At 69.7% G+C, this 15,624-nt stretch carries 14 protein-coding genes; 4 read left to right on the plus strand and 10 right to left on the minus strand.

Going from position 1 to position 15,624, the window contains the following annotated elements:
• The first annotated feature begins 89 nt into the window (after positions 1-89).
• From ABDJ85_RS05365 to ABDJ85_RS05375, 3 genes are all read left to right on the plus strand, one after another.
• Entirely contained in the window at positions 90-1,439 is a 1,350-nt protein-coding gene (locus ABDJ85_RS05365; RefSeq protein WP_347703706.1) for a protein kinase domain-containing protein, read from the plus strand.
• Positions 1,440-1,552: 113 nt separating this feature from the next.
• On the plus strand, positions 1,553-1,930 hold the full coding sequence (locus ABDJ85_RS05370; RefSeq protein ID WP_347703707.1) for a hypothetical protein: 378 nt from the start codon (positions 1,553-1,555) through the stop codon (positions 1,928-1,930).
• Positions 1,931-2,116: 186 nt separating this feature from the next.
• Positions 2,117-2,896 (plus strand): PEP-CTERM sorting domain-containing protein, encoded by a 780-nt coding sequence (locus ABDJ85_RS05375; protein ID WP_347703708.1) that lies wholly within the window; start codon positions 2,117-2,119, stop codon positions 2,894-2,896.
• 39 nt (positions 2,897-2,935) lie between these two features.
• Here ABDJ85_RS05375 and ABDJ85_RS05380 read toward each other — a convergent pair whose 3' ends face one another.
• The 10 genes from ABDJ85_RS05380 to ABDJ85_RS05425 all read right to left on the minus strand — a co-directional run bounded on the left by ABDJ85_RS05380 (position 2,936) and on the right by ABDJ85_RS05425 (position 12,285).
• Positions 2,936-3,913, minus strand: coding sequence for a dipeptide ABC transporter ATP-binding protein (locus ABDJ85_RS05380; protein WP_347703709.1), 978 nt, complete (start codon positions 3,911-3,913; stop codon positions 2,936-2,938).
• Positions 3,906-4,871 (minus strand): ABC transporter ATP-binding protein, encoded by a 966-nt coding sequence (locus ABDJ85_RS05385; RefSeq protein WP_347703710.1) that lies wholly within the window; start codon positions 4,869-4,871, stop codon positions 3,906-3,908. Before ABDJ85_RS05385 ends, ABDJ85_RS05380 begins: the two co-directional genes overlap by 8 nt.
• Positions 4,872-4,986: 115 nt before the next feature.
• Positions 4,987-5,889: an ABC transporter permease subunit gene (locus ABDJ85_RS05390; RefSeq protein ID WP_347703711.1), complete on the minus strand. Its 903-nt coding sequence runs from the start codon at positions 5,887-5,889 to the stop codon at positions 4,987-4,989.
• A complete protein-coding gene (locus ABDJ85_RS05395; protein WP_347703712.1) occupies positions 5,882-6,298 on the minus strand; it encodes a DUF4279 domain-containing protein in 417 nt (138 codons plus the stop codon). The genes ABDJ85_RS05390 and ABDJ85_RS05395 overlap by 8 nt, the downstream gene beginning before the upstream one ends.
• 1 nt (position 6,299) lies before the next feature.
• The gene (locus tag ABDJ85_RS05400) at positions 6,300-7,313 is read right to left on the minus strand and encodes an ABC transporter permease subunit (protein WP_347703713.1); all 1,014 of its coding nucleotides are present in this window, start codon (positions 7,311-7,313) and stop codon (positions 6,300-6,302) included.
• On the minus strand, positions 7,314-8,264 hold the full coding sequence (locus ABDJ85_RS05405) for an N-acetylmuramoyl-L-alanine amidase (protein WP_347703714.1): 951 nt from the start codon (positions 8,262-8,264) through the stop codon (positions 7,314-7,316).
• Between the two features lie 47 nt (positions 8,265-8,311).
• Complete coding sequence (locus tag ABDJ85_RS05410) at positions 8,312-8,812, minus strand: DUF2894 domain-containing protein (RefSeq protein ID WP_347703715.1); 501 nt, start codon at positions 8,810-8,812, stop codon at positions 8,312-8,314.
• Positions 8,809-9,483, minus strand: a complete 675-nt coding sequence (locus ABDJ85_RS05415; protein WP_347703833.1) for an OmpA family protein — start codon at positions 9,481-9,483, stop codon at positions 8,809-8,811. Before ABDJ85_RS05415 ends, ABDJ85_RS05410 begins: the two co-directional genes overlap by 4 nt.
• A gap of 1 nt (position 9,484) precedes the next feature.
• A complete protein-coding gene (locus ABDJ85_RS05420) occupies positions 9,485-11,572 on the minus strand; it encodes a DUF802 domain-containing protein (RefSeq protein ID WP_347703716.1) in 2,088 nt (695 codons plus the stop codon).
• Positions 11,569-12,285, minus strand: a complete 717-nt coding sequence (locus tag ABDJ85_RS05425; protein WP_347703717.1) for a DUF3348 family protein — start codon at positions 12,283-12,285, stop codon at positions 11,569-11,571. The genes ABDJ85_RS05420 and ABDJ85_RS05425 overlap by 4 nt, the downstream gene beginning before the upstream one ends.
• Positions 12,286-12,605: 320 nt before the next feature.
• Between ABDJ85_RS05425 and ABDJ85_RS05430 the strand changes: the two genes are divergently transcribed.
• Entirely contained in the window at positions 12,606-15,596 is a 2,991-nt protein-coding gene (locus ABDJ85_RS05430) for an EAL domain-containing protein (protein WP_347703718.1), read from the plus strand.
• The last annotated feature ends 28 nt before the right edge of the window (positions 15,597-15,624 follow it).

A 15,624-nucleotide genomic window follows, 5' to 3' on the forward strand; every position in this document is an offset into this window, starting at 1 on the left:
TCGTGACCAGCCGTAACGCGCTGTGAAATCGTGCGCTCTGCCACGCCCGAGGCTAGGGCGCGGTCCGGGGCGCTCCGTATCATGCCCGCGTGAACGCCAGCCTCGACGACATCCCGGCCCAGATCGGCAAGTACCAGGTGCAAAAGCGCCTGGGCGAGGGGGCCACCAGCGACGTCTACCTGGGGCTCGACCCCTTCCACGGCCAGCAGGTCGCCATCAAGCGGGTGCGCGCCTGGTCGCAGGCCAGCGACGAGCCCACCAGCGATTTCAGCCAGCGCTTCTTCAGCGCCGAGGCGGCCCTGGCCGGCAAGCTGCAGCACCCCAACGTCGTCCAGATCCTGGATGCCGTCAAGGGCGACGCCCTCTTCGGCGACGCGCCCTACCTCGTCATGGAGTACGTGCCGGGCGTCACGCTCAAGCACTTCTGCCGGATGGACCGCCTGCTGCCGCTCGACCAGGTCGTCGAGCTGGGCTTCAAGTGCGCGATGGCGCTCTCCTATGTCTACCGCCAGGGCCTGATCCACCGCGACGTCAAGCCCGCCAACCTGCTGGCCGTGCTGGACGAGCGCGGCGAGGTGGTGGACGTCAAGGTCACCGACTTCGGCTCCGTGCTCAACCTCAATGCCGATGCGACCCAGATCCACCGCGTGGGCTCGCTGGCCTATATGCCGCCCGAGCAGGTCGAGGGCTTCGACGTGGACTGCCGCGCCGACATCTATGCCCTCGGGGCCGTGCTCTACCACCTGATCGCCGGCCGTCCGCCGTTTGAAGCGCCCAACTCCATGGCGCTGATCCACCAGATCTACCAGCAGGCGCCGGCCTCCCTGGTCGGCCAGCGCGAGGGTGTGACGGCCGAGCTGGACGCCGTCATCCAGCGCGCGCTGGCCAAGACGCCCGAAGACCGCTGGCCCGACTGGGACGAATTCGGCAAGGCGCTGTCCGAGCTGGTGGCCAAGCAGTTGGTGCCGCTGGTGCTGCTGTCCGAGGTGCGCGACTCCGAGCGCTTCCAGCTGCTGCGCGGCCTGGAGTTCTTCACCGGCTTTGGCGACATCGAGCTCTGGGAAGTGGTGCGCCGTGCCCGCTGGCGCCGCTACAAGGTGGGCCACGCGCTCTACAAGCGCGGGCAGGAGGGCAACAGCTTCCACATCCTGGCCAAGGGCGAGGTCGAGATCTTCCGCGAAGGGCGCTTGGTGGCGACCTTGGGCGAGGGCACCTCGGTGGGCGAGATGGCCTACCTGGCCCCGAACCCGCTGCTGCGCAAGCACAGCACCGACATCCGCGTGAGCGAGGAGTGCACCACCATCTCCTTCACGCCCGAGACCCTGGCCCAGCTCAGCCGCGAGTGCCAGCACCGCTTTGACCGCGGCTTCATCCAGGTGCTGGTGCGGCGCCTGCACGCCGCCCACGAGTCGCTGGCGCACCCGCGCCGGATCATGTAGGCCCGTTGCACCTAGGGTGACTGTCAACGGCGCCCCACAGCCTGCGTTGTGACGCGGCGCGGCATGTTGGAATCCAACGTGCCCCCTCAGCCCCACACCCTCTAGGAGTGCCCATGAAGAAGACCCTGTTCGCCGGTTTGATCCTCAGCCTCGTCGCCTTCACCGGCCAGGCGCTGGCCGCCAACGCCGCCTGCGACGCCCAGGCCGCTGAGAAGAAGTTGGCCGGCGCGGCCAAGACCAGCTTCCTCAAGAAGTGCGAGGCCGACGCGGGCGGTGCTGGTTCCTCGTGCGAGGCCACTGCAGCCGAGAAGAAGCTGGCCGGTGCTGCCAAGACCAGCTTCCTCAAGAAGTGCAATGCCGATGCCGGCGCCCCGGCCGATACAGGCGCTGCCGCTTGCGAGAAGTCCGCCGCTGACAAGAAGCTGGCCGGCGCTGCCAAGAACAGCCACGTCAAGAAGTGCATGGCCGACGCCGCCTCCGCACCGAAGTGATCTGCCTGGCCTGAAATCACAAGGGCAGCCTGTTGGCTGCCCTTGCCGTTTTTGGGGCCCATGCGCCTGCCCATGACGGGTTTGATTTGTATCCAGTTGGCAGCGCGCAGCACCAAGAACTGGTGATGGTGCGACGGCGTACGGCACTCGACACTGGGCGCCTTGCAGATCCCCCCTGGTCCTCCCATGCGCAAATTCCTCATACTCGCCGCCGCCCTCAGCACCGCTGCGCTCGCCCAAGCCCAGACGCTGGTGGCCAGCTACAGCTTCCAGAACTCCCTGAACGCCAACCAGGGCGGCGCACCTGCGCTGACGGCGATTGACCCGCTGGGCCAGAACAGCTTTGACACCGCCCTGGTCAATGGCGTCAACCGCACGGTCTATCACTGGCGCGGCGATGGCAGCGATGCCACCAAGCAGAGCGGCCTCACACTCGATGCCACCGGCCTGCTCAGCAACTACAGCAACTACAGCGTCGGCATGACCCTGTCGTTTGACACCATCGCCCTCACGGGCGGTGGCTGGCGGCGCCTGATCGACTTCCAGGGGCGGCAGAGCGACAACGGCTTCTATGTGAACCCGTCCCAGCGCCTGGAAGCGGTCGAGGGCTCAACATTGCCGGCGGGCTCCACCTTCTTCACCACGTCAGTGTTTCATCAGGTCTGGCTCAGCGTTGCGCCCGAGGCCGGCAAGCAGCGCGTCAAGGCCTGGCTCGACGGGCAGATGGAGTTCAGCCTGCTGACCAGCGTCTTCAGCCTCGACAACGCCCAGAACCCTGGCCACCTGCTGACCTTCTTCGCCGACAACATCGGTGCGTCAGCCAACCAGGAATTTGCCAACGGCCAGATTGCGTCCTTGGCGCTCTATGACGGCGCCACGGCTCCCGTGCCCGAGCCAACGACGGCCCTGCTGTGGCTGGGTGGCGCTGCCCTGCTGGTGGCCGTGCGCCGCCGTCCGCAGCTCTGAGGGCCCCAGGGCGCGCCAGGCGCGCGCCCTCTCACCGCCTCACACCACGTGGCAGGCCACCTGCCGCCCATCCACCTCGCGCAGCAGCGGTGTCTCCTCGGCACAGCGTGCCGTGGCGCGCGGGCAGCGCTTGTGGAAGGCGCAGCCTGAGGGCGGGTTCAAGGGGCTGGGCAATTCGCCCTTGAGCAGGATGCGCTCGCGCCGCTCGGCCGCCTTGAGCTGCGGCGTGGCGCTCATCAAGGCCTGTGTGTAGGGGTGCAGCGGCGCGGCGAAGAGCCGCTGCTTGTCGCCCACCTCCACCGCGCTGCCGAGGTACATCACCATCACGCGGTCGGCCACGTGCTCGACGACGCTGAGGTTGTGCGAGATGAAGACATAGGCCGTCTGGAACTCGGCCTGTAGGTCCAGGAAGAGATTCAGGATCTGGGCCTGGATGGACACATCGAGCGCGCTCACAGGCTCGTCGGCCACCACGATGCCCGGGTTCAGCACCATGGCCCGTGCAATCGCGATGCGCTGGCGCTGCCCGCCCGAGAACATGTGCGGGTAGCGGCGCAGGTGCTCGGGCCGCAGGCCCACGGTGGTGGCCAGTTGTTCCACGCGCTCGGCGCGTTCAGCCGCCGAGTAGCCGCCCGCAATCACCAGCGGCTCGGCCAGGGTGCTGGCGATGGTGCGGCGTGGGTTGAGCGAGGCAAAGGGGTTCTGGAACACCATCTGCACGCGGCGCCGCAGGGCCTGGATCTGTGCCTGATTCTGCGCACGTCGGGCCGCATCCACACGCACGCCGTCGATCTGGAGGTGGCCGCTCGTGGGCGGCTCGATCAGCGTGAGCTGGCGCGCCAGCGTGCTCTTGCCGCAGCCCGACTCGCCCACCACGGCCAGCGTCTGGCCCGCACGCAACTCAAAGCTCACGCCGTTGAGCGCCTTGACGGTGGCGGCGGGCGCGAACAGGCCACGGCGCACGCGGTAGTGGCGGGCGAGTGCCTCGGCTTGCAGCACCAGCTTGGGCTCAGACATGGGTGGCCCCTTGTGCGAGCGGGAAGAAGCAGCGCACGCCGGCCTCCAGCAGCGGCCGCTCCAGCTGGCAGCGCGCGGCCACGTGGGGGCAACGCGGCGCCAGCAAGCAGCCTGCCGGTCGGTCCAGCGCGCCGGGCACGATGCCCGGCAGCGCATGCAGCCGCCTGGTGCCCTTGTTCTGCTCAGGCAGCGAGGCCAGCAGCGCGTGTGTGTAGGGGTGGCGCGGCGCGTCAAAGAGGGCCGGCAGCGGGCCCGTTTCGACCACCTGGCCGGCGTACATCACCGCCACCTGGTGCGGGTTGCCCTCTGCCATCTCGGCCACCACGGCCAGATCATGCGTGATCATGATCAGGCCCATGCCCTGCTCGCGCTGCAGCTTGCGCAGCAAGGCCATGACCTGGGCCTGGATGGTCACGTCGAGCGCGGTGGTGGGCTCGTCGGCGATCAAGAGCTTGGGTTGGCAGGCAATCGCCATCGCAATCATCACGCGCTGGTTCATGCCGCCCGAGAGCTGGTGCGGGTAGGCGTCCAGCCGGCTCGCCGCATCGGGGATCTCCACGAGCTCCAGCAACTCCACCACCCGGTCCCGCGCTGCACGGCCCTTCAGCCCCAGATGCGCCCGCAGCACCTCGGCGATCTGCGCGCCGACCGTGTAGCTGGGGTTGAGGCTGGCCAGCGCATCCTGGAACACCATCGCCACGTCTTTGCCGATCAGGCGCCGGCGCTCGCGGGCCGAGAGGGTGAGCAGGCTTTGGCCTTGGAATTCGATGGCGTCGGCACTGACGCGGCCCGGTGGCTCGATGAGGCCCATGAGGGCGAGCATGCTGACCGACTTGCCCGAGCCGGACTCGCCGACGATGCCAACGAATTCGCCGGGTTGTACGGAGAGAGAGACGCGGTCAACGGCTTGGAAGTTGCCGAAGTGGACGCTGAGGTTTTGGACGGAGAGGAGGGTCATTTGGTGAGACCTCCTTTGTGTTGCGCCGCGTTGAGTTGTTTGTGTTCCGAGGCTGATGCCGGGTCCCGCCCCGGCATGGGCCGCGCCACCAATCCAAAGCCAAGACAATGCATCCTCAAGACACCTTCCTCAGCTTCGGATCCAACGCATCCCTGAGCCCATCCCCCATCAGGTTGACGCTCAACACCGTCACCAAGATCGACAACCCCGGCAACGTCACCACCCACGGCGCCCTGGCGATGTAGTCCCGCGCGGTGGACAACATGGTCCCCCACTCGGCGGTAGGCGGCTGCACGCCCAGCCCCAAAAAGCCCAGCCCCGCCACCTCCAAAATCGCCGACGAAAACCCCAAGGTCGCGTTCACGATCAAGGGCGCCAGACAGTTGGGCAACACGGTCAAGAACATCAAGCGCGGCAACCCAGCGCCAGCCACCCGGCTCGCCGTCACATAGTCCCGCCCCATCTCGCCAAGCGCCTGCGCCCGCGTCAGCCTCACATACCCAGGCAGCGCCCCAATCGCAATCGCGATCACGGTGTTCACGAGGCCCGGCCCCAGCACCGTGATCACGCAGATGGCCAGCAGCAGGCTCGGCAGGGCCAGCACGATGTCCATCACCCGCATGATGGCCGGCGAGGCCCAGCGCTGGAAGAAGGCGGCTGCCAGGCCCAGCAGCACGCCGGGGATCATGGACATGAGCACCGAGGCCAGGCCGATGCCCAATGACACGCGGCCGCCATGCAGCAAGCGGCTCAGCATGTCGCGCCCCAGTTCGTCGGTGCCCAGCAAAAAGCGCGTGCTGCCACCCTCGGCCCAGACCGGCGGCGCCAGCATCGCGTCGCGGTATTGCTCGATGGGGTCGTGCGGCGCCACGACGGGCGCGAACAGGCAAGCCAGCGCGATAAAGGCAAACACGATCAAGGCGACCAGCGCGCCCCGGTTCTCGGCGAAGCTTTGCCAAAACTCGCGGAGCGGGCCGGCCGGCTCGAGGGGTGCGGTCGAGGCTGCGTGGCTATTCATCGGCGTACGGCGCGTAGATGTCCAGAGAAAGTGCAATCCCGCGTTCGCCCAAAGCCAATAGCGTTTCCGGCGCCAGAACGACGCCGTCGTTTCCGTCGTTCATGAACCAACCGCAGAACAAATCCAGTCGGAAGCGCGCCGCAATGTCTCGCCACACGCTCAAGTCCAAACTCAGTTGCGACAGCAGTTCAAGTACCTGAGCGTTGGTGTCTTCAGGCGAGGCCTCTGCGGCTTCCAGGCGCCATGAGCCGCATCTCGCAACACGCTCTCGTCCGTTGGCAAGCCTCAAAACTTCACCCAAGGTTTGTGCCTTGGTGGGTGTAGCGCCTAAGGCTGCGGTGATTTCATCAGGTACCAAGCTGTCGCCGATGACGCGTAGACAGGCTCGCGAGGATTTGAAACTGCCCATGTCAATGCCCCCCGCCCCGGATGCGCGGGTTCACCACGCCGTACAGCAAGTCCACCACCAAGTTCACACCTATAAACGTCAGCGCCGAGATCAGGATGCCGGCCTGGACGACTGGGTAGTCGCGTCGGGCGATGGAGTCGATCAGCCACTTGCCGATGCCGGGCCACGAGAAGATGGTTTCGGTCAGCACGGCGCCCGCAAGCAGGCTGCCGGTTTGCAGGCCGACCACGGTCAGCACGGGGATCAAGGCATTGCGCAGCGCGTGCACGACGACCACGCGCGTGGGCGACAGGCCCTTGGCGCGCGCCGTGCGCACATAGTCCTCGCGCAGCACTTCGAGCATGCTGGAGCGCGTCATGCGCGCGATCACGGCGGTGGTGGCGGTGCCCAGCACCAGGGCAGGCAGGATGAGGTGCAGGACGGCCGACTTGAAGGCGCCTTCCTCACCACTCAGCCAGGCGTCCACGAGCATAAAGCCGGTGACGCGCTCGGGGTCGAACTCGATGCCGATGCGGCCCGAGACCGGCGTCCAGCCGAGATTGACCGAGAAGAACATGATGAGGATCAGGCCCCACCAGAACACCGGCATCGAATAGCCGACCGTGGCCACGCCCATCACGCCCTGGTCGAGCAGCGAGCCGCGCTTCAAGGCGGCGCTTACGCCGAGCAGCAGGCCGAGGCTCACGGCCAGCAGCAGGGCCGCGAGCGACAACTCCACCGTGGCGGGAAAGAGGGCCGCAAAGTCCTTGCTCACGGCCTCGCGGCTGACGAGGCTCTGGCCCAGGTCGCCGTGCAGCAAGCGGCCCAGGTAGTCGAGGTACTGCACGTGCAGCGGCTGGTCCAGCCCCAGGCGGTGCAGCATCTCGGCGTGCTGCTCGGGGTCCAGGCGCCGCTCGCCCATCATCACCTCGACCGGGTCACCCGGCACCAGGCGGATCAAGCCGAAGGCCACGAGGGTGATGCCGATCAGTGTCGGGATCAGGGTGGCGAGGCGTTGCAGCAGCAGGCGCAGCATCTAGAACTTCGACGTGTAGGGCTTGGTGACCAACTCGTCCGAGCGCTTGATGCGCATCAGCTCGGGCGTGGAGACCACGTCGATCAGCGCGGCCGTCTCAGCGTCGATCAGGCCGTCGATGTTGGTGGGCCGGTACTTCATCTGGAAGGTGCTGACCACGCCCTGCGTCATCTCGTCGAGCAGGCCGGTGCGCGGCACGTTGTAGCCGATGCGCGCGAGCCGCTCCTGCACCCAGCCGATGTCGCGTGGGCTGATCTCGTGGTCCAGGCGTTTGGTGCGCACGGCCTCGGCGTCAGGCCAGGGGATGAGGCCGGCGTCGGCAAACTGCTTCCAGGGGAAGTTGGGCCCCGGGTCCTGCTTGCGGCCGGGGGCGATGTCCGCGTGGCCAATGATGCGCTCGGGCTTGACCTGGTGGCGCCATTGCAGGTCGCGCACCAGGGCGATGACCTGGTCGATCTGGGCCTGCGAGTAGGGCGCGTAGACGCGGCCGGCCGGCGTGTCGGTGTAGCCGGGGTTGACGATCTCGATGCCGATGGATGCGGCGTTCAGGTAGCTGTTGCCGGCCCAGAAGCTCATGCCTGCATGCCAGGCGCGGCGGTTCTCGTCGACGATCTGGTAGATCTGCGCCGGGTTGTCGCGCACCAGGTAGTGGGCGGAGACCTGCCCGCCGGTGGTCAGCACGCGCAGCGACTTGTCCCAGTCGATGGCCGTGTAGTGCAGCACGATGAACTGCACGCGGCTGTCCTGCGCGACCGAGGTGAAGCTTCGGTCGATGGCGGGTGGGGCGTAGATGACGGCCGGGTCGGGGCTGGTGCGCGCGGTGGGCGGAGCGCCCGGTGCGGGCGCTGTCTGGGGCCCTGCAGGGGGCGCTGGCGGCGGGACGCTGGCGCAGGCGGCCAGCAGGGCGGCAGCAGCAAGGCTGGAGAGGCGGGCGAACAAGGCGGCGGGCACGGGCTGCATTGTTGCAGTGCCAGACAGTCGGGCCAGGCTCTCGCGCATCACCGGCGGCGCGGTGCAGTGGCTTTGCTGCGGGGCTTGCTCGCTGGGCTTGCGGGCTTGGGCGGCGCGGGCTCCGACGCCAGTGGTGCCAAGGCGGCCAGCGCCGTCAGCTGCGTGGCCAGGCGCTGCAGGTAGGCGGGGCTGAGCGCCTGCAGCTGCTGCAGCGCGCGGCGGGCCAGCACCTCATTGTTGAGGGGGCCGAGCTGCTCGGGCAGTGGGGCTTGCAGGTCGGCAAGGTGGCGCTGCAGGCTCAGGCGCTGGGCGCCTGCCAGCGCGGCTTGGGCCTGCGGCCGTGCGCGGGCCTCGGTGCCCAGGCGCGCCAGCAGGTCGGCCCAGGGGCGGGCGCGGGGCGCAGCAGGTGCGGCCGGTGGTGGCGCTGGGCGCTGTGCCAGCGGCTTCATCCTGACCTCCATGGCCTCGCGCAGCGGGCCGCTGGCAGCGGCGGCGCGGCGGGCCAGGCCTTGCAGCACGGCGTGCTGGATGGCGTCGGGTTCGCTCATGGCGCGGAGGCGGCTGAAGCGGCGGAAGGCCGCGCGGCAGCAGGCCGGGGCGTTGGCGACAGCTCCACGCGCCGGTTCTGCGCGCGGCCGGCGGCCGTGTCGTTGGAGGCCACCGGCTGCTGGGGCCCAAACGCGGCGGCAAACACGGCGTCAGGTGGCAGGCCTTCCTGCATCAGGGTGCGCACGACCGTCAGCGCGCGCTGGGCCGACAGCTCCCAGTTGTCCTCAAAGCGGAAGGGCCCGCGCTTGGCCACGCCGAGGTCGTCGGTGAAGCCGCTGACCATCAAGACCTCGTCGCGCTGGGCCAGGTAGGTGGCCAGCGGGCGCGCGAGGGTGTGCAAGAGCGCGCGGCCGTCGGGGTGGAGCTGGTCAGACCCGGTGGCAAACAGCACCGAGCCACTGATGCCGATGCGCCCGTCCTTGAGCGTGATGCGGCCATCCGCCAGCGGGCCCGAGAGCGCGCGCTCCAGCGCCTCGCGGCGGGCCACTTCGGCCTGGCGTTGGCGTTGCTCGGCATCCAGCCGCTCGGCCAGGTCCAGCTGCGAGACCAAGGCCGCCCCCAGCACCAGCACGAAGGCGCCGAGCACGCCGGCCATCAGGTCGCCGAAGCTGGCCCAGGCGGGGGTGCCGATGTCCTCAACATCGGGCAGGTCGAGGCCGTCGTCCAGCATCTCAGCCACGTGCGCCTCCGCCGGCCTGTTGCAGCGCGGCGAGCGCCTGCTGCTGGGCGCCGAGGCAGAGGTCGATGACCTCGCGCGCCTGGGCCACGGTGTAGGCCATCTGGTCGTCGCTGCGGGTCATGGCCTGGGCCAGGCTGTCTTGCAGCGCGGTGAGCTGCGCCACCAGCTCGGCCTGGCTGCTGCGCGCTTGTTCGACCGCAGCGGCGAGGCCCTCGCTCAGCGCGCCCACCTCGCCCGCGCTGGCTTGCAGGCTGAGGGCGATCTGCTCGGCGGCACGTGTCATGTCGGCGCCGGCTTGCGCGGCCTGCTGGCCGAACTGGCGGCTCGCGTCGCCCAGCTGTTGGCCTGCGGACTGCACCAGGCCGTCGATGGCATTGCGCTGCTCGGCGGCGGCGTGCTGCAGCGAGGCCAGCAGGGTGCCCAGGGTCTGCATCAGCGCGGCGCGCTCCTGCAGCGCGGCCTGGTCTTGCGCCTGGCTTTGGGCCAGCTGTTCGCGCAGCGCGGCGATGGTGTCGAGCGCAGCGCGCGGTGCCTCGCCGGCGGCCTGCAGCAGGGCGGCAGCCTCGCGCATCAGGCCTTGGGTTTGCGCCTCGACCTGGCCGACCAGGGCCTGCAAGTGCGCCTGCTGCGCCTGGGCAGCGGCTTGCTGAGCCTGCGCCCAGGCGGCGAGGCGTTCGCGGTCAGCCTCGGCGTGGGCCAGTTGCAGCGTGTGCTGCTGGTCGTGCAGGGCCTGCAGCAGCGCGCGGCTCTGGGTGGCGCTGCTGGCCTGCAGCGCGGTCTCGGCCTCGCGGGTCTGGGTGAGCAGTGCGGCTTCGGCTTCGCGGGTCTGCGAGAGCAGTGCCGCCTCAGCGTCCCGCGTTTCGGCCAGCAAGCTGGCATGCGCGTCGCGGCTGTCCTTGAGCCAGGCGTCTTGCGCGGCGCGGACGGCATCGAGCAGCGCGGCCTGGGCGCGCTGGGTATGGTCCATCAACTGCTGGCTGCCTTGCTCAAACTGGGCCCGCAGCGCGCTGGCCTGGGCGGCCTGTTCGGTGGCGAGCTGGTGGGTGCTGGCTTGCAGGGTCTCGCTCTGCTGCGCGGCCCAGTGGGCAAGCTGCTGGCCGAGCTGGGTCTGCAGGGCGGAGCTAGCGTGGCCGATGCGGCTGAGCAGGCCTTCGGCCAGCGGCTGCAGGGTGTCACGCGCGTGCTGCTGGCTGCTGGTCAGGGCTTCGTGCAGGCTGGTGCGCAGCGTGGTGTCCACGCTGCTGGCGAGGCCCTGGTAGGCGGCCAGCGCTTCGGTGTGGAAGCGCTGCTGGGCCTCGTGCTGGCGGCCCTCCCAGCGCGATTGCTGGCTGGCGAGCTGCTCGGTCACCGTGCTGGCCAGTTGCTGGCTGAAGGCTTGGAACTGCTCGACCAGCGCGCGCTGCTGCGCGGCCGTGGCGTCACGCGCGGCTTGCTCGGCGGCGGCCTGGGCTTGCTCGCGTTGGACCTCGGCGGTGAGCGGGCGCAGGGGGCCCAGTTGGGCGAGGTCGAGCGCGCGGCTGCAGTCGGTGCGCTCGCGGCGGGCCAGGGCCAGCAGCAGGCCTAGCGTGGCCGAGGCGGTGACGCCCGCAACCGAGGCGCTGAAGGCCAGCCCCAGGCCGCGCACCGGCGCCCCGAGCGCGGCGCGCAGGGCGCTGAGGTCGGCGGTGTTGCTGACGGCGTCGGCCGTGCCGCCAAGGGTGAGCACCAGGCCGATGAAGGTGCCCAGCATGCCCAGCAGCACCAGCACGCCGGTGAGCGCAGGCGCCAGGGCCAGGCCCGGCAGCGCCACACGCTGGCCGGCCAGGCGTTGCTCAACGGCGGTGCGCAGGGCGGCGGGCACGGTCTGCAACCAGGCCGGGGTGGCCGGCTGGGTCAAGGCAGCGAGGGCAGTGCTCAGTCCCTGCGTGGCGCGGCGGAAGGCGCGCAGTTCAGCCACGCCGAGGGCAAAGCCGGCAGCGATGAGCAGGGCCATGGCCAGGGCCACCGGGTGGTGGCGCGCGGCGTTGAATGCAGCGGCGGCGAGGCCGGCGCTGCCGAGGGCCACGGTCAGTGGGTAGAGCAGGGTGAGGAGTCGGTTCATGCGGGGGGCTGGGGGTCGGCAGCGTGGGCTTCCAGGGCCTCGATCAGGCCGCAGACGGGTTGCAGGCGCTGGGCCAGTTCGGCTTCGAGCAGGCGCTGCAGGTCTTGCCAGACGCGGCGCAGGCCGTGGCGCGGGTCGGCGTCGAGATGGCGCTCGGCGCGCTGCCAGAGCTGGGCGGCGAGGGCAGCGAAGGCCTGGCGTTCGGGCTCGGCCAGTGCGCGGGCCAGCAGGGCGTCCAGCTGGGCCAGGGGCGCGAGCGGGCCGCCCAGGCTGACAAGGCGCTGCTGCAGGCGCTCACGCAGGCTGGCCACGCGGGCGGCTAGGTGGCGCTGCTGTTGCGAGAGGTGCAGGCGGTAGGGGGCGAGCGCTGGGCGAATCACTGCCGTGGCAGCGGCATCGGCCGCCAGCAGCGGGTCCCGCATCGCGTCGGCCAGCTCTTGCTGCAGGCGCACCAGCGCCGCTTGCGCCTCCTGCAGCACGGCCTGGCAGGCGGGCGCGGGCGGCGTGAGCAGCGCAGCGGGTGGCCAGGTTTGGTCCAGCACCTGCGAGAGCGCGAGCGCATCCGCCCAGCCCAGGGCCTGGGCCAGGGTCTGCGTAATGGGGGGATGGGCGGGAGCGGGGCGCAGCTGCCAGGTGGCCAGCAGCGCGGAGACGCTCAGCGGCGGCTGCGCTGGCGCTGGTGCGCCGGCAACCCGCGACGCGGTCGGGATCATGGGAGCTAACAACAAGCCCTGGGGCCGCCACAAACGGCCACCCCTGGCGGGAAAAAGTCGCAAGTTTAGGTGGGCGTGTGCGGCAGCCTGGACGGCGCCCGCGCGGCGAGCTTCGAGTAACTCAGGGCTTGACACGGCAAGCCGCGCGAAGAAATTCACAGCGCCTGACCAAGGGCACTCTTGATCCGGCCGATCTGCTCGCTACGCTCGGACTGGAGGTGGAGATGCGGGCTGCTCGTGCAGGTGGAGCAGTGTGCCCGGCTGCACCTTTCGGATTCGGCGCTTTGGCGCGCCGCCGCGGTGCCGCCAGGAGACCCCTTTTGATTCCAGCTCCCCACCCCCTCGACGAAGCCGCAAGGCTGGCGGCCCTGCGCCGTCTCGGGGTGCTGGACACGCCGGCTGAGCCCGGATTTGACGAGCTGGTGGCCGCCGCCGCTGCCGTTTGCGGCACCCCGATGGCGCTGGTCAGCCTGGTGGACGAAGAGCGCCAATGGTTCAAGGCCCGGGTGGGCCTCACGGCCGAGCAGACGCCGCGTGACCTGGCCTTTTGCGCCCATGCCATCCTGGGGCCCGACGTGCTGGAGGTGCGCGACGCCACCGCCGACGCCCGGTTTGCCGACAACCCGCTGGTGACGGGCGACCCCGGGATCCAGTTCTACGCCGGGGCGCCCATCCAGCTGGCTGACGGCTCGCGCGTGGGCACGCTGTGCGTGATCGACCGCGTGCCGCGTGCGCTGGACGCCCACCAGCGCGCGGTGTTGCAGCAGCTCAGCCGCGCGGCGTCCGCAGCGCTGGAGCTGCGCCGGGATGCGCGGCACCACGCCGAGCAGTCGGCCGAGCTGCGGGCCGAGCGTGACTACCTCTCGTCGGTGATCGAGAGCACCGGCGTGGGCACCTGGCGCTGGAACATCGCCACCGGAGCCACGCGCTTCAACGAGCGCTGGGCCGAGATCCTGGGCTATGCGCTCTATGAGCTGGAGCCCACCACCGTCGAGACCTGGACGCAACTCGTCCACCCGACCGACCTGCAGCGTGCCGACGAGCGCCTGCGCCGGCACTTCGACGGCCTTGACGAGCGCTTTGAATGCGAGCTGCGCGCCCGCCACCGCCGCGGCCACTGGGTGTGGATCCGGACGGTGGGCCGGGTGCTGACGCGCACCGCCACCGGCCAACCCGAGTGGATGTTTGGCACCCATGTGGACTGCACGCACGAGGTCGAGGGCCGTGAGGCCCTGCAGCGCGCGCGCCAGCGCCTGGAGCTGGCGCTGGAAGGCGGCAACCTGGCCGTATGGGAGTACGACGTGCGGGGCAACTACCTGTCGTGGGAGCGCCGCATCTTCCAGCTCTACGGCCTGCCCGAGGACGCCACCGACCTCAGCTACGACGAGTGGCTGACCCTTGTCCACCCCGACGACCGCGCCCGTGTCGCGCACGAGGTGAGCGAGGTGGTCGAGGGCCGCAAGCCCTATGACATCAAGTTCCGCATCGTCCGGCCCGATGGCTGCGTGCGCTACATGCGCTCGGCTGCGCGCGCCAGCCTGAACAGCATGGGCCGCGTGGTGGCGCTGCTGGGCACCACCTGGGACATGACCGATGTGTTCGAGCTCGGCAGCGAGCTGGAGCGCCAGCACGAGTTGATGCACGTCACGCTGCAGTCCATTGGCGAGGCGGTGATCACGACCGACCCCTTTGGCCTGATCACTTGGCTCAACCCCGTGGCCGAGCGCCTGACCGGCTGGCGGTCGGCCGAGGCCAACGGCCGCCTGCTGGAAGACGTGGTGCAGCTGGTCAGCGAGGAGAGCGGCCTGCCGCTGCAAAACCTGCTCGGCAGTTGCCTGGACCCGGTCGCGCCGTCCGAGCTCAAGGGCCCGGTGGCCCTGGTGTCACGCACGGGCCGGCGCCTGGCCGTGGAGGAAACCGGTGCGCCGCTGCGCGATGCCGAAGGCCAGGTGCTGGGCGCCGTGCTGGTGCTGCGCGATGTGAGCGAACAGCGCCGCCTGAGCCGCGAGATGAGCCACCGCGCCAAGCACGACGCGCTGACCGACCTGGTCAACCGCCAGGAGTTCGAGTTGCGCCTGGCGCGCGTGCTGGAGCAGTCCAAGGTGCACGGCACCCTGCACACCGTGCTCTACCTGGACCTCGACCAGTTCAAGCTCGTCAACGATGCCTGCGGCCACGCGGTGGGTGATGAGCTGCTCAAGCAACTGGCGCAGATGTTCCGCACCCTGGTCCGCTCGCGCGACACCCTGGCCCGCATGGGTGGGGACGAGTTCGGGATGATCCTGGAGCAGTGCTCCAGCAGCCAGGCGTTGCGCGTGGCGCAGCAGATCTACGAGCGCATGGACGCCTTCCGCTTCGAGCACGACGGCCGGCGCTTCCGCATCGGCGCCAGCATCGGCCTCGTGCAGGTGAACACCGACTCGGGCGACCTGGCCGCCGTCATCAAGGCGGCTGACGCCGCCTGCTATGCCGCCAAGGAAGCGGGCCGCAACCGCGTGCATGTCTGGAACGAAGGCGACCGTGCCATCCGCGAGCGCAGCGGCGACATGGCCTGGGCCACGCGCATCACCCAGGCGCTGGACGACGACCGCTTCGTGCTTTACGTGCAACCCATCCTGCCCTTGGGCGGCAGCACCGAGTCTGGCGGTTGGAATGGCGAGGCGCTGGTCCGCATGCTGAACAGCGACGGCAGCCTGGCGCCGCCCGGCGCCTTCCTGCCTGCGGCGGAGCGCTTCGGACTCGCACCGCGGCTCGACCAGTGGGTGGTGCGCGAGTCCATCCGCTGGCTCAGTGAAGGCGAGCGTGCCGAGCAGGTGGCCTCGCTGCACGTCAACCTCTCGGCCTGCTCGTTGGCCGATACCAATTTCTGCGACGCCCTGCTGACCGAGCTGGCCGACCTGGCGCCCCGGCTGTGCGCCAAGCTGTGCTTCGAGATCACCGAGACCGTGGCCATCGCCAACCTCACCGAGGTGGCCAGCTTCGTGAACGGCCTGCGCGAGCTGGGCGCCTGCGTGGCGCTCGATGACTTTGGCGCCGGGGCCTCGCACTTCGGCTACCTCAAGTCGCTCAAGGTGGACATCATCAAGGTCGATGGCCAGTTCATCAAAGGCATGCTGCAGGACCCCGTGGACGACGTCTCGGTGCGCGGCTTCCTGGAGGTGGCGCGCGTGCTGGGCGTGCGCACCGTGGCCGAGTTTGTGGACAGCGAGGCCGTGCTGGAGCGCGTGCGCGAGCTGGGCTTTGACTTTGCCCAGGGCTACTTCCTCGGGCGGCCCGAACCCATGGCGGATCTGGCTGCGGCTGTCGCCTGAGAGGGGCGCCGTCGTCCCCCTGACCGAG

The sequence above is a fragment of the Roseateles paludis genome, from assembly GCF_039872745.1.
In the GTDB taxonomy this organism is placed as follows: domain Bacteria; phylum Pseudomonadota; class Gammaproteobacteria; order Burkholderiales; family Burkholderiaceae_C; genus Pelomonas; species Pelomonas paludis.

What these genes read in the sequence shown, in the direction of transcription:
- ABDJ85_RS05380 (WP_347703709.1), bottom strand. Translation starts at nt 3,913, where the DNA reads ATGTCTGAGCCCAAGCTGGTGCTGCAAGCCGAGGCACTCGCCCGCCAC.
- ABDJ85_RS05400 (WP_347703713.1), bottom strand. Translation starts at nt 7,313, where the DNA reads ATGCTGCGCCTGCTGCTGCAACGCCTCGCCACCCTGATCCCGACACTG.
- ABDJ85_RS05375 (WP_347703708.1), top strand. Translation starts at nt 2,117, where the DNA reads ATGCGCAAATTCCTCATACTCGCCGCCGCCCTCAGCACCGCTGCGCTC.
- ABDJ85_RS05415 (WP_347703833.1), bottom strand. Translation starts at nt 9,483, where the DNA reads ATGCTGGACGACGGCCTCGACCTGCCCGATGTTGAGGACATCGGCACC.
- ABDJ85_RS05425 (WP_347703717.1), bottom strand. Translation starts at nt 12,285, where the DNA reads ATGATCCCGACCGCGTCGCGGGTTGCCGGCGCACCAGCGCCAGCGCAG.
- ABDJ85_RS05390 (WP_347703711.1), bottom strand. Translation starts at nt 5,889, where the DNA reads ATGAATAGCCACGCAGCCTCGACCGCACCCCTCGAGCCGGCCGGCCCG.
- ABDJ85_RS05385 (WP_347703710.1), bottom strand. Translation starts at nt 4,871, where the DNA reads ATGACCCTCCTCTCCGTCCAAAACCTCAGCGTCCACTTCGGCAACTTC.
- ABDJ85_RS05395 (WP_347703712.1), bottom strand. Translation starts at nt 6,298, where the DNA reads ATGGGCAGTTTCAAATCCTCGCGAGCCTGTCTACGCGTCATCGGCGAC.
- ABDJ85_RS05370 (WP_347703707.1), top strand. Translation starts at nt 1,553, where the DNA reads ATGAAGAAGACCCTGTTCGCCGGTTTGATCCTCAGCCTCGTCGCCTTC.
- ABDJ85_RS05420 (WP_347703716.1), bottom strand. Translation starts at nt 11,572, where the DNA reads ATGAACCGACTCCTCACCCTGCTCTACCCACTGACCGTGGCCCTCGGC.
- ABDJ85_RS05410 (WP_347703715.1), bottom strand. Translation starts at nt 8,812, where the DNA reads ATGAGCGAACCCGACGCCATCCAGCACGCCGTGCTGCAAGGCCTGGCC.